The sequence below is a fragment of the Mesorhizobium sp. M7A.F.Ca.US.014.04.1.1 genome, from assembly GCF_003998745.1.
Classification (GTDB): domain Bacteria; phylum Pseudomonadota; class Alphaproteobacteria; order Rhizobiales; family Rhizobiaceae; genus Mesorhizobium; species Mesorhizobium ciceri.
This window is the reverse complement of record NZ_RZRW01000024.1, coordinates 1-22,315: the sequence shown is the minus strand read 5'-3', so window position 1 is coordinate 22,315 and position 22,315 is coordinate 1. Positions and strand designations below refer to the sequence as shown.

Sequence of the window (22,315 nt, the reverse complement as noted above, 5' to 3'; positions counted from 1 at the left end):
GCACAGGGTGCCGACCAGCGACGCCGACTGGAACCGTCAGCCGGTGGCGGGCGAGGGCGAGGCGATCCGCAACCTGTTTTCGCCGCCGATCGCCCGCATCGCGGAGTATCGCGTGACCGAGGTCGTCACCTGCGCCTACACTTTCACATCAGACGAAAAATTCATGGCGCATGGAAAGGGCAAATGCCTTGTTGTCTCGGCATGCTCCGGCCACGGCTACAAGTTCGGCGCGGCGGTCGGCAGGCGCGTTGCCGCTGCTGTCGGCGATGGGGATATCGCCGGTCTGAAGGCATGGCTGCGGGCGGAGGTCGCCTGAAACACGAGGCCAAATCCGCAGCGGTTCAATGATTGAGTTCGTCTGCGGCGGCAATGACTTCGGACACAATCGCCCGAACGTCATCCAAGGTCGTCCTGTGATTGACGAAACACGCCCGCAGCGCGAATTGACCGTTGATCGTTGCATTCGACAGATACACGCGGCCGCGCGCGATCACACGGCGCAGGATCGCTTCATTGTCCTTAGAGCGGTGACGGAAACAGACCGCGCTTAGCGATACCGGCGCAAGCTGCTCAAGCTCCGGCTGTGAAGCGATTGCCTGTGCCAGCATCTGGGCATGGTAGAGATCGCGCGCGATGGCTTCGCGATAGGCACGGCGCCCGTGATACTGCAGCGACATCCAGAGCTTCAGCGCACGGAAGCGCCGAGACAGTTCGATCGACTCTTCAAAGAATGCAAATGCTTCCGTTGGGTCTTCGCTCAATATCCTGACGTAGTCGTCGCTGTGCGAGAAAGTCGTGCGCGCAATGTCTGGGTGGCGATTGAGCAGGCAGCCGCAATCGAGTGGCTGATAGAGCCATTTGTGCGCATCGAGCGACAGCGAATCCGCCAAAGACAGTCCCTGGAACTTTTCCGGGACGGCCAGCGCCGCCAGTCCCCCATAGGCCCCATCGACATGCATCCACAACGCTTCCCTACGGGCAATGTCTGCGATTTCGGGAAGGGGATCGATCGCACCGGAGATGATGGTGCCGACCGTGGCCACGATGGCGATGGGCATGTTGCCGATGGCGCGGTCGGCGGCAATAGCCGCCTGGAGGGCATCCGTCCGCATCCTGAATTTGTCGTCGACAGGGATCAAACGGAGATTTTTTCTACCGATCCCCAACAGCGCGACGGCCTTGGGAATGGACATGTGCACTTGCTCGGAAGCATAGATCACGCACGGTCGCACGCCTGTTTCGTTGGCTGGCAGCTTCGCTTCCCGCGCCATCGCCAGGGCCATGAGGTTCGCCGTCGAGCCGCCGCCGCACAGGCTGCCTGTAAATCCGGGGCAACCGACAGCCTCCGCCAACCATTCGACGACGGCGCGTTCGATCGATGTCGCAGCCGGTGCCGAGCGCCACGACGTCACATTCTGATTGAGCACCGCAGCCAGCAATTCCCCCAGCGCGCCGATCGGTTCGCCGGAGCCGACGACATAACCGAAGAACCTGCCGGTTGAAGGCCGCACATGCTCCGCTATCGACTTGAAATCCTGCAAGACTTCCCGACCACGACCGCTCTCCTGCCAAGGCCGCGAGAAGAGTTCCGTCGTCTGTTTGCCGCTGGTCGTGGGATACGTCCGACGTTCCTCGAGGGAGGCCCAATAAGCTTTGGCAAGCGCCAAGGCTTCTTCGGCAAGGTCTGACAATTCCTGATTGGAAATTTCCAGGTCGCGCATGCCCTCAGCCCAACGGAGATCCGCTGCGACGCAGGTTACGCCATGCGCGCTAATCCTGGCAATGCCTGGGAATATGCACCCGCCGCCAACTGGATGAGCCTTCCCGGACCAACACACGACGCGCGACGGTCTGGTAGGAGGCGGGGACATCGATGACGCGCCTTTGTTCCGGCCGCACCAGCACCTCCTCGGCGATGCTGTCATATTGTGCGGGAATGACGACGCGCCGCGTGCGTTCGGGCTGGATCACGATGGTCTCTGCGACGCGTTCGTAGCGCGCCTTGTGCCATACCTTGCACAGCACCTTGCGGCCATGGATGACGCGCCATTCCCAGGAATAGCCGCCGCCATCGACCCGGACCGTACGGTAGACGGTGCGGGTGACGGCCGGTACGATCTGGTAGGTCACTTGCGCCGGAACGGTCATCACGACGCGCTCGCGCGTGCCAAAGATAGGGGCGATATAGTCGACCTGCTGACCGGGCGGACTGATCATCACGTCTTCATAGACCGTGTCATAGACGGCCGGACTGCGGACGGGTTCATAGCATTCGACGGCGCGGCCGCCGGCCGCCGTCTGCGAAATCGTGCCGAGCACGGTCAGGCCGGCAATGGTGAAGCATGCGGTTTTCCCGGGCATGGCACTCCCCCTGTTGAACTCTATGCATAAGTTCAACGTTGAATTGTAGAGGAAGCCGTCTCGGAAAAAAGCGGTTTCGGCGCATTTCGTTAAGTGACGCGGTTAAGAAACTGCTACGTTGCGGGGCCGGCGATGCGGCTCCGGACCCGCGGAAGCATCCGCCGCCGCGAATCCTTGGTCAGAAAGCTTGATTCGACTTACCCAGATGGCTAGGAGGGGTCGGCCTTGCACAAGGACGAGCCGGCATCCTATTTACGGAATACCGATCCAGAACCGATTCTGCCCGATCTGCCGGCATTCCCGGCGCCGGAATCCCACCGCGAGATAAGAGATACCTGATGAAGAACCCCGTCGAAACCTACATGAACCTCGTTCCGATGGTGGTCGAACAGACCAATCGCGGCGAGCGGGCCTACGACATTTTCTCGCGCCTCCTCAAGGAGCGCATCATTTTCATCACCGGTCCGGTCGAGGACGGCATGGCGACGCTGGTCTGCGCGCAGCTTTTGTTCCTCGAAGCTGAGAATCCGAAGAAGGAAATCAACCTCTACATCAATTCGCCGGGCGGCGTCGTCACCTCGGGCATGGCGATCTACGACACCATGCAGTTCATCAAGCCGGCCGTGTCGACGCTCTGCATCGGCCAGGCGGCTTCGATGGGTTCGCTGCTCCTGACTGCCGGTCACAAGGACATGCGCTTTGCCACGCCGAACGCCCGCATCATGGTTCACCAGCCTTCCGGCGGCTTTCAGGGCCAGGCGTCCGACATCGAGCGCCATGCCCTGGATATCATCAAGCTGAAGCGTCGCCTCAACGAGGTCTACGTCAAGCACACCGGCAAGAGCTATGAAGAGATCGAGAAAACGCTCGACCGCGATCATTTCATGACCGCCGACGAAGCCAAGGATTTCGGCCTCATCGACAAGGTCATTTCGTCGCGCGAGGCGGCCGAAGGGGCGCTGGCATAAAGGCAAGTTGGCAGTTGGATGGCACCATCACGCGCTTTTGGCGCGTCTTGCGGCATTTCGGCCACAATTGGCTGTTCCCTCGGGGGACAGGATTGCCTACGTTAAGGCTATGTTGAGTTTCGGCGGCTTAGCTTTATGCGGGGTTGTCGCGAATCATTGCCACGTTTTCTGATTTGTGTTTCGTACGGAATGCGTTGCGGGAGCCGGGACACACTGGCGGCGGCGGATTCCCGCGATAGATAGAGTATGCGCCCTTTCAGCCAGACCATCGGCGGGCGGCCATGAAAGGACATGAAAATGAGCAAGGTCGGCAACAACAGCGGCGATTCCAAGAACACGCTTTACTGCTCGTTTTGCGGCAAAAGCCAGCACGAAGTGCGCAAGCTGATCGCCGGTCCGACGGTCTTCATCTGCGACGAGTGCGTCGAGCTCTGCATGGACATCATCCGTGAAGAGAACAAGACCTCGATGGTGAAGTCGCGCGAAGGCGTGCCGACACCGCAGGAGATCCTCAAGGTTCTCGACGACTATGTCATCGGTCAGCCCTACGCCAAGCGCGTGCTGTCGGTGGCGGTCCACAATCACTACAAGCGCCTCGCGCATGCCGGCAAGAACAACGATGTCGAACTGGCGAAGTCCAACATCCTTTTGATCGGCCCGACCGGTTGCGGCAAGACGCTGCTCGCGCAGACGCTGGCCCGCATCATCGACGTGCCGTTCACCATGGCTGACGCGACGACGCTGACCGAAGCCGGCTATGTCGGCGAGGACGTCGAAAACATCATCCTGAAGCTGTTGCAGTCGGCCGACTACAATGTCGAGCGCGCCCAGCGCGGCATCGTCTACATCGACGAAATCGACAAGATTTCGCGCAAGTCGGACAATCCCTCGATCACCCGCGACGTGTCGGGCGAGGGTGTGCAGCAGGCGCTCTTGAAGATCATGGAAGGCACCGTCGCCTCCGTGCCGCCACAGGGCGGCAGGAAGCACCCGCAGCAGGAATTCCTGCAGGTCGATACAGCCAACATCCTGTTCATCTGCGGCGGCGCCTTCGCCGGGCTGGACAAGATCATCTCGGATCGCGGCCGCAAGACGTCGATCGGCTTCGGCGCGGTCGTCGCTTCGCCGGAGGATCGCCGCACTGGCGATGTTTTCCGCCTGGTCGAGCCCGAGGACCTGTTGAAGTTCGGTCTTATCCCTGAGTTTGTCGGCCGTCTGCCGGTCCTGGCGACGCTGGAAGATCTCGACGAACCGGCGCTGATCCAGATCCTGACCGAGCCGAAGAACGCGCTGGTCAAGCAGTATCAGCGGCTGTTCGAGATGGAAAATGTCGACCTGACCTTCCATGAGAACGCTCTTTCGGCGATCGCCAAGCGCGCTATTGAGCGCAAGACCGGCGCGCGCGGCCTGCGTTCGATCATGGAGGCGATCCTGCTCGACACGATGTTCGAGCTTCCCGCACTCGAAGGCGTGCGCGAAGTGGTGATTTCGGAGGAGGTGGTGACCGGCAGTGCCCGGCCGCTCTACATCTACTCCGAGCAGAAGGAAAAGAAGGGCAATGTCAGCGCCTGACATGAGCCCGCAGCGAAATTCTGAAACGGCGCCGCAAGGCGCCGTTTTGCTGTCGCACAGCGGTTTTGCGCGGCGTACGGGCTGGCGTCGCAAATGTGTCACTCGCGGACGGGTTGGGAGTGCGGATTTGGACACGCCCCTTGATCTTTGGGGGTCGTGCATCCAACTAACTGGAGAAGGCCGAGGTGCCCGATTTCTGTGCTGTAAAACTCCCGTCACAAACGGTGGTAGGCGGAACGATCCCCGGTCGTTAATATAAGATTCGCGGTTGGCTCAATTAGCGGCCGCGACATGAAAGGTTGGACAATGGCCAAAGTATCCAAGGCACCCAGCGACGGCGTCTTCGCAGTTCTCCCACTGCGCGACATCGTGGTGTTCCCGCACATGATCGTTCCGCTCTTCGTCGGGCGTGAGAAGTCGATCAAGGCGCTGGAAGAGGTGATGGGTCAGGAAAAGCAGATCCTGCTTGCCACCCAGATGAATGCCGCTGATGACGATCCCGAGCCCGATGCCATTTTCGACATCGGCACGCTCGCCAATGTGCTGCAATTGCTCAAGCTGCCCGACGGCACCGTCAAGGTTCTGGTCGAGGGCGCCTCGCGTGCGAAAATCGTCTCGTTCACCGACCGTCCCGATTTCCACGAGGCCCGCGCCGCGGCGCTGGTCGAGCCGGAAGAGGAAGAGGTCGAGGTTGAGGCGCTGGCGCGTTCGGTCGTCACCGATTTCGAGAATTACGGCAAGCTGAACAAGAAGATCTCGCCCGAAGTGGTGGGTGCTGCCAGCCAGATCGACGACTACTCCAAGCTCGCCGACACGGTTGCCTCGCATCTCGCCATCAAGATCCCCGAGAAGCAGGAGATGCTGGCCACGCTTTCGGTCAAGGAGCGGCTGGAAAAGGCGATGGGCTTCATGGAAGCCGAAATCTCCGTCCTGCAGGTGGAGAAGCGCATCCGCTCGCGTGTCAAGCGCCAGATGGAGAAGACGCAGCGCGAGTACTACCTGAACGAGCAGATGAAGGCGATCCAGAAGGAACTCGGCGAAGGCGAGGACGGCCGCGACGAGGCCGCCGAGATAGAGGCGCGCATCAAGAAGACCAAGCTCTCCAAGGAGGCCCGCGAAAAGGCGGAAGCCGAGTTGAAGAAGCTCCGGACGATGTCGCCGATGTCGGCTGAATCGACGGTCGTGCGCAACTATCTCGACTGGATCCTGTCTATCCCGTGGGGCAAGAACTCCAAGGTCAAGCAGGACCTGGCTTTCGCGCAGAACGTGCTCGATACCGACCATTTCGGCCTCGACAAGGTCAAGGAGCGCATCGTCGAGTATCTCGCCGTGCAAAGCCGCCAGAAGAAGCTGAAGGGGCCGATCCTGTGCCTCGTCGGCCCTCCCGGTGTCGGCAAGACCTCGCTCGGCAAGTCGATCGCCAAGGCGACTGGACGCGAGTTCATCCGCATGGCGCTGGGCGGCGTGCGTGACGAGGCCGAGATCCGTGGCCACCGGCGCACCTATATCGGCTCGATGCCCGGCAAGGTCATCCAGTCGATGAAGAAGGCCAAGAAGTCCAACCCGCTCTTCCTGCTCGACGAGATCGACAAGATGGGCCAGGACTTCCGTGGCGATCCGTCATCGGCGTTGCTCGAGGTCCTCGATCCGGAACAGAACTCGACGTTCATGGACCACTACCTCGAGGTCGAATACGATCTGTCGAGCGTCATGTTCGTGACGACGGCGAACACGCTGAACATCCCGGCGCCCTTGATGGACCGCATGGAGATCATCCGTATCGCCGGCTACACCGAGGACGAGAAGATCGAGATCGCCAAGCGGCACCTGATGCCTAAGGTGATCCGCGATCACGCGCTGCAGCCGAAGGAGTTTTCCGTCGGTGAGGACGCGATCCGCGCCATCGTCCAGACCTACACCCGTGAAGCGGGCGTCAGAAGCCTGGAGCGCGAGCTGATGAAGCTCGGGCGCAAGGCGGTGACCGAGATCCTGAAGACGAAGAAGAAGACGGTGAACATCACGGCGGCGAACCTCGCCGATTACCTCGGTGTTGAACGCTTCCGCTTCGGTCAGGTCGAGGCTGACGATCAGGTCGGTGTCGTTACCGGACTCGCCTGGACGGAAGTCGGCGGCGAGCTGCTGACGGTCGAAGGCGTCATGATGCCCGGCAAGGGCCGCATGACGGTGACCGGCAATTTGCGCGACGTGATGAAGGAATCGATTTCGGCGGCGGCCTCCTATGTCCGCTCGCGCGCCGTCGATTTCGGCATCGAGCCGCCGCTGTTCGACAAGCGCGACATCCACGTGCACTTGCCGGAAGGCGCCACGCCGAAGGACGGCCCGTCTGCAGGTGCTGCCATGGCGACAGCCATTGTATCGGTACTGACGGGTATTCCGGTCCGGGCGGATGTGGCGATGACCGGCGAGATAACGCTTCGCGGCCGCATCCTGCCGATCGGCGGGCTCAAGGAGAAGCTGCTCGCCGCACTGCGCGGCGGCATCAAGAAGGTGCTGATCCCGGAAGACAATGCCAAGGACCTGGCGGAGATTCCGGACAATGTGAAGAACGGCATGGAGATCATTCCGGTCTCACGTGTCGGCGAGGTGTTGCGCCACGCGCTGGTGCGTATGCCGGAGCCGATCGAATGGGTCGAGCCGGTCAATCCGCCGGCTGCGACAGACAGTGCCGACGACGCTGGAAAGTCCCTGGCGCATTAGAGCGCCGGGCGTCCATCTGGACGCACAAAGGACGCTCTAACGCCCAGACTTGCGCATGGCCCTTGCCGCAAACCGGCTACGGTTTTCGGGGCCATGCGTTGGTTTTCGTCGAGGTTGCAGCGCACAAACGGAGAGCCGGGCCTGACGCCCGGCTTTTTCATGTGAAAAACCCCGGAATTCCGGGCTTTTTCCGCTTTTTTCCTGCCTTTTCGACTTGGTTGCGGGAGCGCTTCTTTCTAAAGTCCGTTTCCTGCCGGATGAGTCGATAGTTCCGGTGTTCTCATGGAAGGGAATTTTTATGAACAAGAACGAACTGGTGTCCGCTGTCGCCGACGCCGCGAGCATTTCGAAGGGTGACGCGCAGTCGGCGGTCGATGCGGTATTTTCCGTGATCACCGGCGAACTGAAGAAGGGCGGCGATGTCCGGCTTGTCGGCTTTGGCAATTTCACCGTGTCAAAGCGTGCCGCCTCGACCGGCCGCAATCCTCAGACCGGCGCCGAAGTGAAGATCCCGGCGCGTACCGTGCCGAAGTTCTCGGCCGGCAAAGGCCTCAAGGACGCAGTCAACTAAGCGTTTTTTCTTTTCAGAGACCTCAGAAAAGCCGGGCTTGCCCGGCTTTTCATTTTGGTGCCCTACGCCGGTTCATGCGACCAGAAAAGCCGGGCTTGCCCGGCTTTTCATTTTGGTGCCCGACGCTGACGCGACGCGGCCGGCTTATGCGGTCGGCGCATCAGTGCGCATAAGACCTTCCTCCTTGAGATCCGCCCAAAGTGCTGCGGGCAGTTTCGCATCGAGCAGCGAGCGATTGCTCTCGACTTCGCTCGGCCGTTGGCCACCGGGGATCACCGAAACGACTGAAGGATGCAGCAGCGGGAATTGCAGGGCGGCCTCGATCAGCCTGACACCATGACGCTTGCAGACGTTCTCGATCCCGGCGACCCGGTCGAGTATGTCCTTCGGCGCTTCGGAGTAGTTGTAGTAGGCTCCGGGCTTCGGCCCTGTTGCGAGGATGCCGGAGTTGTAGGGTCCGCCGAGAACGATGCCGATGCCGCGTGCCTGGCAGAGCGGCAGGAAGGACGTCAGCGCCTCCTGTTCCAAGAGCGTATAGCGCCCGGCCAGCAGGAACAGATCGAAGTCGCCGCGCTCAGCCAGCGTCTGCGCGACCTGCCACTCATTGATGCCGCCGCCGAACGCCTTGATCACGCCCTGGTCGCGCAGCGACAGCAGGCCGTAATAGCCCGAGCGCATGAACTCCTCGATGCGCCGGTCGGAGGCTTCCTTGCTGCCATGCGTGAAGATGTCGACATCGTGCACGAAGAGGATGTCGATCCGGTCGACGCCGAGGCGCTCAAGCGAGGCTTCGAACGAGCGCATGACACCGTCATAGCTGTAGTCGTACACCTCGCGGCGTGATGGCGTGTCGAAGAACTTGCCGATGCCGGTGCGCTCTTCGGGCGGGCAGGCACGCATGATGCGGCCGACCTTGCTCGACAGCACATAGTCGTCGCGCTTCTTGCCGCGCAGGAACGGGTTGAGCCGCGTTTCCGAGAGGCCGAGCCCATAGAGCGGCGCGGTGTCGTAGTAGCGGCAGCCGGTCGCCCAGGCGGCCTCCAGCGTAGCGTTGGCGTCCTCGTCGGAGACGGCACGGTAGAGATTGCCGAGCGGCGCCGCGCCGAAGCCGAGCTCGGTGAAACTGATGCCGCCATTGCCGATGCGGTCGAAATGCCGTGTCTTCATATCCTGCTGTTTGCCTCGCCTGATTTGTCTGACATGACACTATCACGCCTGTGATCAGGCAAAAGCATAGCTGCGCGTTGGACACGCATTTTCGCGGTTGCTAGCATGAACGAAATCAAGCTGTTCGTGGCAGCAAGAGCGGCAAATACCAGGGTGATTTTTCAATGGCGGGTTTGCGGTGAGCGACAAGAGCAAAAGCCTGTTCGAGACCTCACTTGAGGAGCTGGGTGGCGTGCTGGCACGCATCGACGAAAGCCGGATCGACGCCGCCTGCAAAACGCTAGCCGGCGCGCGACAGATCGTCGTCTATGGCTGCGGCCGCGAGGCCTTGCAGGTCAAGGGTTTTGCCATGCGGCTCTACCATTTGGGCCTGCCGGTTTCCGTGGTCGGCGACATGAACACGCCGCCGCTGGGGCAGGGCGATGTCTTCCTGGTCAGTTCCGGGCCGGGAGAAACCTCGACCGTGCTGACCCTGATGCAGGTCGCGCGCCAAGCAGGTGCAACCAATCTCCTGCTGACCGCCCAGGCCGAAGGCAGCGCGGCAAGGCTTGCCGACTTCACGCTGCTCATTCCCGCGCAGACCATGGCCAACGATCAGGGGGCGCAAAAAACATCGGTCCTGCCGATGGGCTCGGTGTTCGAAGGCGCGCTGTTCCTGCTGTTTGAGGTGATGGTGCTGAAGCTTAGGGAATTGACCGGCGTGTCGCCCGAAGCCATGCGCGCCCGCCACACCAACATGGAATAGATCATGCGCTATGAACTGATGCTGCCACACCAGATCCGCAGGGCGATCGCCGAGAATTGGCCGGTCGCTCTGCCGCTCGGCGTGCTGGAATACCATGGCGAGCATATGGCCGTCGGCATGGACACGCTGGCCGTCATCAAGACGCTGGAGCTGTTCGAAAAGGAGAAGGACGTCGTCATCCTGCCGCCCTTCTACTACGGTGCGGCAAGCTATGCGGTGGCGCCGCCGGAAGGCAGCGGCTCGGTGCAGGTCGGCGGCAATGCGCTGGCGCCGTTCGGCGAGGAGCTGTTCTACAGCCTGTTGCGCATCGGCTTCCGCAACATCCACGCCATTATCCACCACCAGACCGAGAACTTTGTCGCCGGCATGCCGACCGATCTGGCGTTCAAGGCCGCCGGCCGCCAGGCGATCTTCCGCTTCCTCGAAAAGGAGCGCGGCGAGGGCTGGTGGGGGTCGCAGGCGATGGCGGACTATTATTCAGGACACGCGGCGGGTGAAAATTTCTTCAACTGGGTGCAGGTGCATCCGCTGATGTCGGCTGACATGAACGGCAAGTACCCGTTCGACCATGCCGGCATTGGCGAGACCTCGCTGATGCTGGCGCTATGCCCGGAGGCTGTCGATGCCAATCACTTCGCCGACAATACCGGCTGGTACACGGCGAGCGCCAAGGATGCTTCGGCAGAGCTCGGGCAGAAGGGCGTCGCCATGATCATGGACCACCTGCGGGCAATATTGGGACGCTAGCGCGCGGCTTCCCTTCTCCCACAAGGGGGAGAAGGTAAGAGGGCGCCATGCTACTTCACCGCGCCCGCGGTCATGCCCATGATCAGATAGCGCTCCAACGCGATGCCAATGACGGCGAGCGGCGCGATGGCCGCCGTCGCTAGTGCCGCCATCGACCACCAGTTGATGCCTTGCGAGCCGGTCTGGCTCGCCACCATGACCGGGATCGTCTTGGCGTCGGTCGAGGTCAAAAGGGCGGCGAAGAAATACTCGTTCCAGCACAGCACCATCGCCAGGATGAAGGCGGCGACCATGCCCGGCAGCGCGATCGGCATGACGATGCGGAAGAACGCGCCCCAGATCGACAGCCCGTCGACAAGGGCGGCTTCCTCGAGCTCGACCGGGATCGAGTTGAACTGGTCGCGCATGATCCAGATGACGATCGGCAGCACCATCAGCGTGTAGAGCAGGATCAGCCCGATGCGCGTGTCGAGCAGGCCGACCTCGCGGTAGAGCACCAGGAAGGGCAGCGCCAGCACCACCGGCGGCAGGATCAGCTGCGACAGGAAGAAGAACGAGATGTCCTCGTTCTTGAACCAGGCGAAATGGTAGCGATAGCGGGTGAGCCCGTAGGCGGCGAGGCTGCCGATGATGATGGCGAGGCTCGACGCGCCGACCGAGGTGATCACCGAATTCATGAAGCGCTTGAGGAACTCCTCGCGCACGGTCGAGGTCTGGAAGATCGAGTCCGGCGACAGGCCGAGCGAACGCCAGCCCTTCCAGTCCGGCTGGAAGTCGACGAAGGGGATGAGATGGCCTTGCGTGACGTCGACTGCGGTTTTGAACGAGGTCGTGATCGTCCAATAGATCGGGAACAGGCAGATGAACGCCCAGAAGGCCAGCGCGCCATAGATGAAGACGCGGCTGGCGAGGAAGCTCGCCGGCGAGCGGATCTCCGAGGCGACATATTCGGTGGTCTGAACGCTCATCGGGCTCAATTCACCCCCATCTTGCTTTAATTGACATTGCGGACAAAACGGTTGGCAAATTTCAACAACCACGTGACGAACACGACGATGATCACCAGATAGGCCATCGCCAGCATGGTTCCGTAGCCGACATTCGAGCGGTCGCGGTATTCGCGGTAGATGAAGCTCGACACGGAATCGGTGGCGCCGCCGGGGCCGCCGGACGTCACGGTGATGATGATGTCGGCAAGCTTCAGCTTGAAGATGATGCGCAGGACCACCGCCGTCACCGACACCGGCAGCATCAGCGGGAAGGTGACCTGCCAGAAGGTCTGCCACGCATTGGCGCCGTCGACGCGTGCGGCTTCGAGCACCTCGCGCGACATCGCCTGCAGCCCGGCCAGCAGCATGATCATCATGAACGGAATGAAGGTCCAGGCATCCAGTATCATGATCGATATGCGCGCGATGATCGGATCGGAGAAGAAGGCCGGATTTTCCCAGCCGAGATGGCGCGCCAGCGTTGCGGCCGGTCCGAACCTGTATTCCATCAGCGATTTTCCGATCATCCACGACACCGCGACCGGCGACAGCATCAGCGGCATCAGGAAGACGACGCGGAAGAATTTTCGCGCCCGGATCTGGGCGTTGAGGAGCAGCGCCAAGCCGAAGGCAATGACATATTCGACCGCCACCGCCAGCACGTAGAGCACCATGTTGAACAGCGCGTTGCGGTAGTAGGGATCGCCCAGCATCTGCCAGAAATTGTCGAGCCCGTTGAACCGGCGGCCGCTGAAGGAACTGAGGTTCCAGTCGGTGAGTGCGATGTAGAAACCGAACAGCGTCGGGAAGATGACCATGGCGATGGTGAACAGCAGCGCCGGCAGCAGAAACAGGGCACGCTGGCCGTCTTCGCCGCGCGTCAGCACCTGGCCGACACCGATCGCCACGCCCCACAGCACATAGGCATAGACGACGGGGCGCCAGGTCTCGAAGCCGATCGTATCGGGGCTGCCCTTGTAGAGGATCTCCAGCACGATCGTCGCCAGCAGGCCAAGCGTCGCAACGGCCATCAGCGCCCAGCCAAGGCGTTTACGGCCTGGAGAGATCAGATCGGAAGTGCCGGCATCTGCCGGCCACGGGTTCGCGGTCGATGTCTGGTCAGCCACAAATCTCGCCCGTTTGAAGGCTCTCGAGGAGCCGGAGCCTGTCTAAAGTGGTCCGGCGTTGCCGCCGGACCACGGTTCATAGGCCAGCCTACATGCCGAGCGAAGCTTTGTAGAGCTTGATCTGGTTGTCGCGCCCGATCTGGTCGGTCAGCTTCTCCCATGCCGCCGCGATGGCGTCGGCGCCTTCCTGCGCCTTCATCTTGCCCGCGAAAGTGTTGGCCAGGATGTCCTCGGCGGCGCTGTAGTACTGGAAGATGCCGGGGATGCGTGGCTCGATCGCCGCGTTCGGATGGTTGTAGCTGTCGGATTCCGATTTGAGGTAGGAGGTGATGAAGGCCTCGTCGTAGCCGGCCGCCACCCATTCGGGAATGTCGAAATGCGAGTTGCGGTAAGGCTGGAAGCCCGACGGATACATCGCCGTCCAGATCGACAGGTCCTTGCCGCCGAGATGGGCTGCAGCGGACCATGCCGCCTTCTTCTTCTTTTCGTCGGCATCGACGCGGGCCATGACATAGACGCCCCAGCCGAGATAGGCGCAGTTGGGCGCATAGTTCGGGCCGCTGGCGAGCTTGTCCCAGGCGCCGGTCTTCGCATTGTAGACATCGTCCGAGCCCGGCAGGATCGAGAAGCCGGTGACGTCGCCGACGACGGAAGAGTCGTTGGTCTTGACGTTGGAGCCGACGTCGCCCCACCAGGTGACCATCGAGCCGGTGCCGGCCAGGAACTGCTGGAAGGCGGTCGTGTTCGGATCGGCGTTGATCTGGTCGGCGGGTTCGGAGGGCAGCGCGTCGATGACGTCCTGGATGGCGCGCACCCAGGCCGGATTGTTGACGCGCGGCTTCATCGTGTCGGCGTCGAACAGCCAGGCCTTGTCGTCGGGGTGCTTGGCATAGGCGGTGGCGCGGCTGCCAAGGAAATAGAAGCCGAAGCCGCCCCAGGGCTTCGGCGCGTCGAGATAGCCATAGACGTCCTGGTCCTTGAGCTTCTTGCCCTTCAGGAACTTGGTCACCGCCTGAACCTGCTGCCAGGTCTTCGGCACGCCCCATTCACCTTCGCCGCCGCCGTCCTTCCAGGCCTTGGCGAGGTCGGCATCGGCGAACACGTCGGTGCGGTAGTTGAAGTTGTGCGCGTCGCCGTCGACGGTCACGCGGTATTGCTTGCCGTCCCAGGTGCCGACCGGCGGCTTCAGATAGCTGACCAGATCGTCGAAATCGATCTGGGTCTTGACCCAGTCGGGCATTTCCGACGTCAGGCCCTTGCCGCAGACATCACCTTCGAACGGCGCGCCCATTTCGATGATGTCGAAGTCGACGGTCCCGGTCGCGATCGACTGCTGCAGGCGGGCGTTGTAGTCGGCCTGCGCCAGGTCGATCCAGTTGATCTTGGCGCCGGTATAGGTCTCCCATGGCTTCAGGAAGCCGCGGAACAGCACATTGTGCAGGTTCTGGTTGTTGAGACCCATGAAGGTCAGCTCGACGCCGGCGAATTCGCCTTCCTTGACATTGGCCTTGGTGGCTTCGAGGCAGAGTTCACCGACCTTCTGGAAATCGGCGTCCGTCGGCTGGCCTTTGCCGACGCCGGGGATCTGCAGGATTTTTGTGCGCAATTCGCTTGCCGCGGAGGCCGGGCGCGTCAAGGCGCCAAGTCCGGCGCCGGATGCGGCTGCGATCGCGGCCATGCTTGCCGCACCCTTCAATATGTCGCGCCTTGTGGCGCCGGCTCGAACCAGTTTGTCGTAAAGACCCGTTCTCATCGCCTATTCCTCCCAGAACATCAGTGGGAATAAATCGGCCAACTGTCGGACGCCGGAGCGCCAACGATGCTCCCGTTTCGGAAACGAATTAGGCAGGACCCCACCCTGCGTCGATTGAAGTTCCGATTGCGGATCGGGCACCGACATTTTGACCAGCGCCTGCCACTATTCTCACAACCCAACGCCGTGTCAACGAGAGCGGGTTTTTATCTATAAGGGACCGACTTGCCCTGGCAGGTCGCGTTGGTTAGCTTCTGCGCCTACGGCTAATGGAGCCGATGGGGGAGACATGGCGCAAGTCGCGATCAGCAAGGTGGCCAAGGCCTTTGGAACGGTCAAGGTTCTGCACGAAGTCAGCGTCGATATCGCAGACGGACAGTTCGTGGTGCTGGTTGGCCCTTCGGGTTGCGGCAAGTCCACGCTGCTCAGGATGGTGGCCGGGCTGGAGACCGTCTCCGCCGGCACGATCGCCATCGGCGACCGCGTCGTCAATCATCTGCCGCCGGCCAAGCGCGACATCGCCATGGTGTTCCAGAACTATGCGCTCTATCCGCACAAGACGGTCGAGCAGAACATGGCCTTCGCGCTCAAGCTCAGGAAAACCGATCCGGCCGTGGTCGCCGAGCGGGTCAAGCGCGCCGCCGACATCCTCGACCTCAATCCCTATCTGAAGCGCTATCCCCGCCAGCTTTCCGGCGGGCAGCGCCAGCGCGTGGCCATGGGCCGCGCCATCGTGCGCAATCCGCAGGTGTTCCTGTTCGACGAGCCGCTGTCCAATCTCGACGCCAAGCTGCGCGTGCAGATGCGCACCGAGATCAAGGAACTGCACCAGAGGCTGAAGACCACCACCATCTACGTCACCCACGACCAGATCGAGGCCATGACCATGGCCGACAAGATCGTTGTCATGCGCGACGGCCGCATCGAGCAGGTCGGCGCGCCGCTGGAACTGTTCGACCGCCCGGCCAACCTGTTTGTCGCCGGCTTCATCGGCTCGCCTTCGATGAACCTGCTCAAGGGCACCATGCGCAAGGGCGACAAGCCCGGTGTCGACATCGCAGGCACGCTGTTCCCGATCGGATCGGGCAATGCCGCGCAGGACGGTCAAGCGGTCGTCTATGGCGTGCGACCGGAGCACCTCGAGATCCATCCCGACGGCGTGCCGGCGAAGATTTCGGTGGTCGAGCCGACCGGCTCGGAAACGCTGGTGTTCCTGCGCTTCGGCGAAGGCGAGATGGTGGCGCTGTTTCGCGAGCGCCACGACTTCAAGCCGGGCGATACGCTGAAGCTGAAGCCAAGGCTCGACCAGATCCATCTTTTCGACGCAGAGACCGGCAAGCGTCTCTGATCCCAACTCACGAGGAATACCATGCTCAAAGGCATCAACCCGCTGCTCAATGCCGACGTGCTGCAGGCATTGCGGGCAATGGGGCATGGCGATGATCTGATCATCGCCGACACCAATTTTCCGTCCGATTCGGTGGCGCGCCAGACGGCGCTCGGCCGCGTGCTGCGCATCGATGCCTCGGCCGCGCAAGTGGTCAAGGCGGTGCTGTCGCTCTACCCGCTCGACACGTTCGTCGACGATTCGGCCGCGCGCATGGAAATCGTCGGCAAGCCGGACGAGATTCCTGCAGTGCAGAAGGAAGTGCAGAAGGAAGTCGATAAGGCCGAGGGCAAGTCGTGGCCGATGATCGCGGTCGAGCGCTACGCCTTCTACGAGCGCGCCAAACAAGCCTATTGTGTCATCCAGACCGGCGAACGCCGCTTCTATGGCTGCTTCGCCTTCCGCAAGGGCGTCGTGCCGCCGGATGCGGAGTAGCGGCATGGCTTCGGGCAAGCCGGTCGTCATATTGGGTGTGTTCGTCGCCGACACCGCCTACAGGGCGCAGCGGCAGCCGCGCATGGGCGAAACGATCCTCGGCACATCCTTCACGCTGGGTCCCGGCGGCAAGGGCTCGAACCAGGCGGTGGCCGCCGGCAAGCCCGGCGCCGACGTCACCTTCCTCACCCGCCTCGGCGTAGACCCCTTCGCCGACATGGCCAGGCAGACCTGGACGCAGGCGGGCGTCAAGGATGCCGTCATCGACACGCCGGAAAGCTACACCGGCGCGGCCTACATCTTCGTCGAGGAGACCACCGGCAACAACGCCATCATCGTCAGCCCCGGTGCTGCCATGCTGATCTCTCCAGCCGATATCGAAGCCAATGCCGCATTGATCAGCAATGCCGGCGTCTTTGTCACGCAGCTCGAACAGCCGATCGAAGCAGCCATGCGGGCGTTGGAGATCGCGCGTGGGGCAGGGGTGACGACGATCCTCAATCCGGCCCCTGCGGCAAAGCTTCCCGACCGCATCTACACGCTCTGCGACTACTTCACACCCAACGAGACCGAGACGGAGGAACTGACCGGGATGAAGGTGTCCTCGGTCGACGAGGCGCGAGCCGCTGCGGACAGTCTGCTCGAAAAGGGCGTCGGCACAGTCATCGTCACGCTCGGCGACAAGGGCGCGCTTTTGCACTCGAAAAATCGCTCCGACCATGTTCCAGCCGTCAGTGCCGGCCCGGTGGTCGAAACCACGGGGGCAGGCGATGCCTTCAATGGCGGGCTTGCGGCAGCACTTTCGAGGGGCGTGGAACCGCTGCAGGCGGTGCGCTTCGCTTGCGCCGTCGCCGGAATCTCGGTGACCCGGCCAGGGACTGCGCCATCCATGCCGACGCTGCAGGAGGTCGAGGCGCTGCTGGCGAGAGGATGATCTTGCGCGGCAAGACGTCTGCACGGGCCGAACGGACCTGAGTGACCTCAGGTCTCTTGGACCTCAGGTCTCTTGCAAGACAACATTTTTGACAATCAATGTCGACATTTCTCCAAAGCCAAGGGCTTGATACCCTTGAGAGAAATGGCGCGAGTGACGGGGCTCGAACCCGCGACCTCCGGCGTGACAGGCCGGCACTCTAACCAACTGAGCTACACCCGCGCATGGCGAACACGTGTCAGCCGTGTTCGTCGTTGGGGCGCTGGATAAGGGGTTCGCCACCGGGTGTCAAGCGCACCAAACCATCATAACAGCAAACAGGAGAAGGTTTTTTGACAGCCGGCGTTTTGTTGGCAAAACCGGCATCCAACCAGGGCGTCCTGCGCTCATTTGGCCTTGCGAAGCGGACCCTGACCGCTTAAAGGTCCGGCCCGGAGCGGGCGATTAGCTCAGTTGGTAGAGCGCTTCGTTTACACCGAAGATGTCGGCGGTTCGAGCCCGTCATCGCCCACCATTCACACGATCTCCGGTGCGCACGATCTCCGGTGCGGTTGTCAGCCGTTTGGCGACATAGATGCTGTGGTCCGGCAATCCCGGCTCCCGCAACACCGCGAATCCGATGGCCCTGTAGAAGCGCAGCGCGTTGTGATTGTCCGGCATCACTTCGAGGCAAAGCCCGCGTGAACCGAGCGCGGCGAGCCTTTGCTCGAGAAAAGCCATCGCCCGCCGGCCGATGCCTTTGCCACGCGCTTGCGACAAAAGGTCGATATGACCGTGCGAAGGGTAGGCAGCCAGGGCCGGCGGAATGGTGAAGTCGCGATGATGGATCTGGTGGCGAGCCCAGTCGCTGCCGCTCCAGCGTGCGCGGTCGGGTCCGGGATCGGTCACCTGCGCGCGAAGGCGCGGATACCACTTTGCTGCCAGGCCTGCATTGAAAGCCTTTGTGTCTTTTGCACCCAGCAGATAGCCCGCGGCGCCCGTTGGCCCATCGACGATGAAAGCGAGGTCGGGCTCCAGCACCTGGTAGGGGATGGTGTAGATCTGGCCCAACAGATCCGGAGCGTCTTCGCGACCGGTTGCATCCTGGCCGGCATCACCGGTCTTGAGGCAGATCATGGCAAGTGCTGGATGGTCGGCCTCGGTCGCCTGGCGCAGGAAGAAGCCATCGCCGAAATCGATGATCATGGCGGAACGAGCCGGAAATCGCTGCCTTCGGGCAGCAACTGGCCACCATCGACGACGATGGTCGTGCCGGTGATGTAACTGGCATCGTCCGAGGCGAGGAACAGGAAGGCATTGGCGACGTCGCGCGGGCTGCCGAGGCGGCCAAGCGGGATGGAATCCTCCATGTTCTTGATGAACGCCTCGCCGCGATGCAGCTCGATCGCTTCGGTCAGGATGTTGCCGGGCTCGACGCCGTTGACGGTGATGCCGTAGCCGGAGAATTCCAGTGCCGCGGCGCGGATGAAGCCGTTGATGCCGGCCTTGCTGGCCGAATAGTGGCCATGGCCCGGGCTGGTGACATGCGGACCGGTGATGGAGGAGGTGTAGAGCATGCGGCCGAAGCGTTGCGCCTTCATCGGCACCAGGGCCGCGCGGCTGGCATTGAAGGTGCCGCGCAGATTGACCGCCATGACGCGGTCCCAGTCGTCGGCGCTGGTGTTCTCGATCAGCTGCCAGGGATAGATGCCCGCATTCTGCACGATGATGTCGAGACGGCCATGCTGCTTCAGCGCCAGCGCCACGGCGGCCTTGGCGTCGCTCATTTGCGAGATGTCGGTGCGGATGAAGGGGACGCCCAACTCGCCAGCGGTCGCTTGCCCGGCCTCGACTTCGGTGTCGGCGAGCACCAGCCGCGCCCCCTCTTCGGCAAAGCGGAGCGCAATGCCCTTGCCGATGCCGCGGGCGGCGCCGACGATGAGCGCCACCTTGTCTTTTAGCCGTCCTGTCATGCGAGCCGTCCTGTCATGCGAGTCTTTGGCGAATGGTTTGCTTGAAGGCGTCGAGCAGCACCGCGGCCAGCACCAGCAGGCCATGAATCACCTGGGTGAAATTGGCCGGCAGGCCCATCAAATTGATCGCCGTGTTGATGGCCGAGAGCAAAAGCACGCCGGCATAGACGCCGGGGAGGGTGCCGACGCCGCCTTTGAGGCTGACGCCGCCGATGACGACCGCGGCGAAGGCGTTGAACAGCAAGCCGACGCCGAGATTGGCGGTGGCGCCCGACGTGCGGATCGCCAGCAGCCAGCCAGCCAGGCCGGCGATGGCGCCGGCGAGCACGAAGGCGATGATGAGATTGCGGTTCACCCGGATGCCGGCGCGGAAGGTCGCCGTCTCGTTGCCGCCGATCATCACCAGATGCCGGCCGAGCGGCGTCTTGGCCATGATCAGCGAAAAGACCACGAAACAGCCAACCGCGATCCAGGCGGTGAGCGGCAGGCCGACAAGGCGCTGGATGCCGAACCAGCGGATGGCCGGCGCCAGGTCCTGCGCCGAGCGGCCGCCCGACACGACCAACACGAGGCCGCGCACCCAGATGTAGGACGCCAGCGTGATGATGAAGGCGCTCATCTTCACCTTGACCACCAGATAGCCGTTGAAGGCGCCGATGAGACCCCCGACTGCCAGCGCCAGCAGCAGCGAAACCGGAACCATCAGCCACTCGGGATGCAGCTGCACGCCCATGCCGATGCCCGACGAGCAAAACAGGATGCCGACCGCCATGGCGCTGAGCGCTGCGACGGATTCGACCGACAGATCCATGTGACCGGCGATGATCACCAGCGCCAGGCCGATCGACATGACGCCGAGCACGCTCGAAGCCTCGATGATATTGGCGAAGATGCCGAGCTGAAAGTAGTTCGGGACGAAGATGGAGAAGACCACCAGCACGAACAGCAGCATGAACCAGACGAGGTTGTCGAGTACGAACTCCAGGGCTTTGCGTGTGCGCGGGTTCATGGGTTGATCCGGTTGGCGCCCCCGCGAAATCAACTCGATTTCGTCGGGTTCAGGCGCGGATTCAAATTCGCCACGGCATCCTTTCGGACGCGGCGGTGTGAAAGGCAGGCTCCGGGCCGCTACGGCCCGGAGCGCTTTCAGATGACTATTCGACCGACTTGACGGTGTCCGTCGGCGGCTTCTGGTTGCCCCAGAAGGCCGGATTATCGACGTTTTCCTTGGTGATCGCTGCACCGGGGATCTTGATGTTCGGACCCCAGGCTTCCTTGGTCACGGTCGATTTCAGGCCGAGCACGTCGTATTCGCCGGGCTTGATTTCCTGCTTCTTGACGATCTTGTCCATGAACATGGCGACAGCCGCGGCCTGCGCGTAAAGCGGCTGCTCGATTTCGGCGTTGAGCCAGCCCTTGCGGATCAGGTCGAGGCCGACCGGAGCGCCGTTCGAGCTCATCAGCATGACGTCGCCCGGCTTCTTGCCGGCCGCCTCGAGCGAGGCGACGGCGGCGACCGATAGGTGCGCGGCATGGCTGAAGATCAGGTCGATGTCGGGGTTGGCCAGCATCTGGTCGGCAACGATTGTGCCGGCATTGCTGGCTTCCCATTGCATGGCCGGAAGCGAGATGATCTTGACGTCCGGAAATGCCTTCATCTTCTCCTCAAAACCCTTCTGGATGTCGAGCGTGTAGGGATCGCCGGGGTCGCCGAGCACCTGCAGAACCTTGCCCTTCACCGAGCCGTTCTTGGCTTTCAGCAGCTTCTCGGCCTGATCCGCGGCGACGTAGCCGATCTCGACCGTTCCGGCGACAGAGGTGAAGTCGGACGGGGTCGAGGTGATCTGGCGGTCGAACTCGACCACCGGGATGCCGGCGGCGCGCGCGGCTTCGATGGACGGTTTCAGCGCATTGAAGTCGACTGCAGCCAGGATGATGGCCGCCGGCTTCAGCGCGATGACATCGTTCATCTGCGATTGCTGGGCGTCGGTCTTGTTGTCGGCGTTCAGCGTCTTCATCTCGTAGCCGGTCTGCTTCAGGAACAGTTCCAGCGCGCTCACCGAGCCGGTCTGGAACTCGTCCAGCAGGGTCGGCACCATATAGTAGACGATACCCTTGGACTGGGCGAATGCCGGCGTGAGCGTGGCAAAGGCCAGTGCAAGGATACCGAAGACAGCAAGAAGTATTCGCTTCATGTCGTTCGCTCCTCTTAAGCCGGACCCCTCTTTTGTCCCTCAGCCTGTCGGTCCGGCACCGGCAAGCGTCTCACCGGTGATCATGTTGATCACCGCGTCGGGACTTGTTTTATTGCGTGCGACATCGCCGGCCACGACGCCCTGGCGGATCACCACGATCCGGTCGGCGACCTGAAAAGCGTCGTGCATGATATGGGTGATGATGACGACGCCGATGCCCTGGTTGGCCACCTGGCGGATCATGTCGAGACCGCGCCGCGTCTGTTCGACACCGAGGGCGGCGAATGGTTCGTCGAGCAGCACCAGCTTGCCGCCCCAGTGCACGAAGCGGTTGAGTTCGATGGCTTGCCGCTGGCCGCCCGAAAGATGCTCGACATTGGCGCGCAGCGAGGGAATGCGGGTGCCGGCATTGGCCAGCGCCTTTCCGACGACGGCTTCCATGGCGCGCTCGTCAAGCACGGGAATGCCGAGAAACTTGCGGGTGATCTCGCGGCCCATGAAGAAATTGGCGACCACGTCGACGTTGGTGCACAGCGAGAGATCCTGGTAGACGGTCTCGATGCCGGCCGCCTTGGCCTCGGCCGGTGATTTGGCGAGGAATTCCTTGCCCTCGAACAGCATGCGGCCCGATGTCGGCTCCAGTCCGCCTGATATGATCTTCACCAGTGTCGATTTGCCGGCGCCGTTGTCGCCC

20 protein-coding genes, 2 tRNA genes and 1 pseudogene are annotated in these 22,315 nt (G+C 62.2%); 11 read left to right on the top strand and 12 right to left on the bottom strand.

The annotated features are described in order from the left end of the window. Positions 1 to 316 (top strand): annotated as a pseudogene (locus EOA22_RS03240) (sarcosine oxidase); the annotation flags it as partial. A gap of 25 nt (positions 317 to 341) precedes the next feature. Here EOA22_RS03240 and EOA22_RS03235 read toward each other — a convergent pair. Next, complete coding sequence (locus EOA22_RS03235) at positions 342 to 1,721, bottom strand: pyridoxal-dependent decarboxylase (RefSeq protein ID WP_063167789.1); 1,380 nt, start codon at positions 1,719 to 1,721, stop codon at positions 342 to 344. Positions 1,722 to 1,770: 49 nt separating this feature from the next. Beyond that, complete coding sequence (locus EOA22_RS03230) at positions 1,771 to 2,361, bottom strand: hypothetical protein (RefSeq protein WP_063167790.1); 591 nt, start codon at positions 2,359 to 2,361, stop codon at positions 1,771 to 1,773. A 338-nt stretch (positions 2,362 to 2,699) separates the two neighbouring features. On the opposite strand from EOA22_RS03230, the gene clpP reads away from it, so the two are divergent. The 4 genes from clpP (at position 2,700) to EOA22_RS03210 (ending at position 8,190) form a co-directional block, all read left to right on the top strand. Continuing rightward, positions 2,700 to 3,329 (top strand): ATP-dependent Clp endopeptidase proteolytic subunit ClpP, encoded by a 630-nt coding sequence (gene clpP, locus EOA22_RS03225; protein ID WP_013532191.1) that lies wholly within the window; start codon positions 2,700 to 2,702, stop codon positions 3,327 to 3,329. A gap of 297 nt (positions 3,330 to 3,626) precedes the next feature. After that, the gene (clpX, locus tag EOA22_RS03220) at positions 3,627 to 4,901 is read left to right on the top strand and encodes an ATP-dependent Clp protease ATP-binding subunit ClpX (protein WP_013532190.1); all 1,275 of its coding nucleotides are present in this window, start codon (positions 3,627 to 3,629) and stop codon (positions 4,899 to 4,901) included. 306 nt (positions 4,902 to 5,207) lie between these two features. Beyond that, on the top strand, positions 5,208 to 7,619 hold the full coding sequence (gene lon, locus EOA22_RS03215) for an endopeptidase La (protein ID WP_127389836.1): 2,412 nt from the start codon (positions 5,208 to 5,210) through the stop codon (positions 7,617 to 7,619). 298 nt (positions 7,620 to 7,917) lie between these two features. Continuing rightward, positions 7,918 to 8,190, top strand: coding sequence for an HU family DNA-binding protein (locus EOA22_RS03210; RefSeq protein WP_006201846.1), 273 nt, complete (start codon positions 7,918 to 7,920; stop codon positions 8,188 to 8,190). 144 nt (positions 8,191 to 8,334) lie between these two features. Here EOA22_RS03210 and EOA22_RS03205 read toward each other — a convergent pair whose 3' ends face one another. Then, positions 8,335 to 9,357, bottom strand: coding sequence for an aldo/keto reductase (locus EOA22_RS03205; RefSeq protein WP_063167791.1), 1,023 nt, complete (start codon positions 9,355 to 9,357; stop codon positions 8,335 to 8,337). A gap of 178 nt (positions 9,358 to 9,535) precedes the next feature. On the opposite strand from EOA22_RS03205, the gene EOA22_RS03200 reads away from it, so the two are divergent. Beyond that, entirely contained in the window at positions 9,536 to 10,102 is a 567-nt protein-coding gene (locus EOA22_RS03200) for an SIS domain-containing protein (protein ID WP_027162393.1), read from the top strand. Positions 10,103 to 10,105: 3 nt separating this feature from the next. After that, positions 10,106 to 10,849, top strand: coding sequence for a creatininase family protein (locus EOA22_RS03195; RefSeq protein ID WP_063167792.1), 744 nt, complete (start codon positions 10,106 to 10,108; stop codon positions 10,847 to 10,849). Positions 10,850 to 10,899: 50 nt separating this feature from the next. Here the strand turns inward: EOA22_RS03195 and EOA22_RS03190 are convergent, their stop codons facing one another. The 3 genes from EOA22_RS03190 to EOA22_RS03180 all read right to left on the bottom strand — a co-directional run bounded on the left by EOA22_RS03190 (position 10,900) and on the right by EOA22_RS03180 (position 14,718). After that, positions 10,900 to 11,817, bottom strand: a complete 918-nt coding sequence (locus EOA22_RS03190; RefSeq protein ID WP_013532185.1) for a carbohydrate ABC transporter permease — start codon at positions 11,815 to 11,817, stop codon at positions 10,900 to 10,902. Positions 11,818 to 11,843: 26 nt separating this feature from the next. Next, complete coding sequence (locus EOA22_RS03185) at positions 11,844 to 12,965, bottom strand: sugar ABC transporter permease (RefSeq protein ID WP_024504588.1); 1,122 nt, start codon at positions 12,963 to 12,965, stop codon at positions 11,844 to 11,846. Between the two features lie 88 nt (positions 12,966 to 13,053). Continuing rightward, positions 13,054 to 14,718: a sugar ABC transporter substrate-binding protein gene (locus EOA22_RS03180; RefSeq protein ID WP_013532183.1), complete on the bottom strand. Its 1,665-nt coding sequence runs from the start codon at positions 14,716 to 14,718 to the stop codon at positions 13,054 to 13,056. Positions 14,719 to 15,007: 289 nt separating this feature from the next. Here EOA22_RS03180 and ugpC point away from each other — a divergent pair, with 289 nt between their 5' ends. Genes ugpC through rbsK form a run of 3 tightly spaced genes read left to right on the top strand, consistent with a single transcriptional unit; the run spans position 15,008 to position 17,474 of the window. Beyond that, a complete protein-coding gene (ugpC, locus tag EOA22_RS03175) occupies positions 15,008 to 16,066 on the top strand; it encodes a sn-glycerol-3-phosphate ABC transporter ATP-binding protein UgpC (protein ID WP_024504587.1) in 1,059 nt (352 codons plus the stop codon). A gap of 21 nt (positions 16,067 to 16,087) precedes the next feature. Next, positions 16,088 to 16,540 (top strand): RbsD/FucU family protein, encoded by a 453-nt coding sequence (locus tag EOA22_RS03170; RefSeq protein ID WP_027162392.1) that lies wholly within the window; start codon positions 16,088 to 16,090, stop codon positions 16,538 to 16,540. Between the two features lie 4 nt (positions 16,541 to 16,544). Next, a complete protein-coding gene (gene rbsK / locus EOA22_RS03165; RefSeq protein WP_127389835.1) occupies positions 16,545 to 17,474 on the top strand; it encodes a ribokinase in 930 nt (309 codons plus the stop codon). Positions 17,475 to 17,619: 145 nt separating this feature from the next. Here the strand turns inward: rbsK and EOA22_RS03160 are convergent. After that, a tRNA-Asp gene (locus EOA22_RS03160) sits at positions 17,620 to 17,696 on the bottom strand. 216 nt (positions 17,697 to 17,912) lie between these two features. Between EOA22_RS03160 and EOA22_RS03155 the strand changes: the two genes are divergently transcribed. Further along, positions 17,913 to 17,988, top strand: a tRNA-Val gene (locus EOA22_RS03155). Here the strand turns inward: EOA22_RS03155 and EOA22_RS03150 are convergent. The 5 genes from EOA22_RS03150 to EOA22_RS03130 all read right to left on the bottom strand — a co-directional run. Beyond that, entirely contained in the window at positions 17,976 to 18,659 is a 684-nt protein-coding gene (locus EOA22_RS03150) for a GNAT family N-acetyltransferase (RefSeq protein ID WP_063167794.1), read from the bottom strand. The genes EOA22_RS03155 and EOA22_RS03150 overlap by 13 nt on opposite strands. Beyond that, positions 18,656 to 19,426: an SDR family NAD(P)-dependent oxidoreductase gene (locus EOA22_RS03145; protein ID WP_063167795.1), complete on the bottom strand. Its 771-nt coding sequence runs from the start codon at positions 19,424 to 19,426 to the stop codon at positions 18,656 to 18,658. Before EOA22_RS03145 ends, EOA22_RS03150 begins: the two co-directional genes overlap by 4 nt. A gap of 13 nt (positions 19,427 to 19,439) precedes the next feature. Continuing rightward, positions 19,440 to 20,435 (bottom strand): ABC transporter permease, encoded by a 996-nt coding sequence (locus EOA22_RS03140; protein ID WP_063167796.1) that lies wholly within the window; start codon positions 20,433 to 20,435, stop codon positions 19,440 to 19,442. Between the two features lie 145 nt (positions 20,436 to 20,580). Further along, positions 20,581 to 21,621: a sugar ABC transporter substrate-binding protein gene (locus EOA22_RS03135; RefSeq protein WP_013532176.1), complete on the bottom strand. Its 1,041-nt coding sequence runs from the start codon at positions 21,619 to 21,621 to the stop codon at positions 20,581 to 20,583. Between the two features lie 39 nt (positions 21,622 to 21,660). Continuing rightward, on the bottom strand, positions 21,661 to 22,315 hold a 655-nt coding region (locus tag EOA22_RS03130), incomplete at its 5' end, for an ATP-binding cassette domain-containing protein (RefSeq protein WP_164755208.1).

Excerpts from the sequence above, each read along its gene's own strand:
- EOA22_RS03235 (WP_063167789.1), bottom strand. The coding sequence starts at position 1,721 with ATGCGCGACCTGGAAATTTCCAATCAGGAATTGTCAGACCTTGCCGAA.
- EOA22_RS03230 (WP_063167790.1), bottom strand. The coding sequence starts at position 2,361 with ATGCCCGGGAAAACCGCATGCTTCACCATTGCCGGCCTGACCGTGCTC.
- clpP (WP_013532191.1), top strand. The coding sequence starts at position 2,700 with ATGAAGAACCCCGTCGAAACCTACATGAACCTCGTTCCGATGGTGGTC.
- clpX (WP_013532190.1), top strand. The coding sequence starts at position 3,627 with ATGAGCAAGGTCGGCAACAACAGCGGCGATTCCAAGAACACGCTTTAC.
- lon (WP_127389836.1), top strand. The coding sequence starts at position 5,208 with ATGGCCAAAGTATCCAAGGCACCCAGCGACGGCGTCTTCGCAGTTCTC.
- EOA22_RS03210 (WP_006201846.1), top strand. The coding sequence starts at position 7,918 with ATGAACAAGAACGAACTGGTGTCCGCTGTCGCCGACGCCGCGAGCATT.
- EOA22_RS03205 (WP_063167791.1), bottom strand. The coding sequence starts at position 9,357 with ATGAAGACACGGCATTTCGACCGCATCGGCAATGGCGGCATCAGTTTC.
- EOA22_RS03195 (WP_063167792.1), top strand. The coding sequence starts at position 10,106 with ATGCGCTATGAACTGATGCTGCCACACCAGATCCGCAGGGCGATCGCC.
- EOA22_RS03190 (WP_013532185.1), bottom strand. The coding sequence starts at position 11,817 with ATGAGCGTTCAGACCACCGAATATGTCGCCTCGGAGATCCGCTCGCCG.
- EOA22_RS03180 (WP_013532183.1), bottom strand. The coding sequence starts at position 14,718 with ATGAGAACGGGTCTTTACGACAAACTGGTTCGAGCCGGCGCCACAAGG.
- ugpC (WP_024504587.1), top strand. The coding sequence starts at position 15,008 with ATGGCGCAAGTCGCGATCAGCAAGGTGGCCAAGGCCTTTGGAACGGTC.
- EOA22_RS03170 (WP_027162392.1), top strand. The coding sequence starts at position 16,088 with ATGCTCAAAGGCATCAACCCGCTGCTCAATGCCGACGTGCTGCAGGCA.
- rbsK (WP_127389835.1), top strand. The coding sequence starts at position 16,545 with ATGGCTTCGGGCAAGCCGGTCGTCATATTGGGTGTGTTCGTCGCCGAC.
- EOA22_RS03150 (WP_063167794.1), bottom strand. The coding sequence starts at position 18,659 with ATGATCATCGATTTCGGCGATGGCTTCTTCCTGCGCCAGGCGACCGAG.
- EOA22_RS03145 (WP_063167795.1), bottom strand. The coding sequence starts at position 19,426 with ATGACAGGACGGCTAAAAGACAAGGTGGCGCTCATCGTCGGCGCCGCC.
- EOA22_RS03140 (WP_063167796.1), bottom strand. The coding sequence starts at position 20,435 with ATGAACCCGCGCACACGCAAAGCCCTGGAGTTCGTACTCGACAACCTC.
- EOA22_RS03135 (WP_013532176.1), bottom strand. The coding sequence starts at position 21,621 with ATGAAGCGAATACTTCTTGCTGTCTTCGGTATCCTTGCACTGGCCTTT.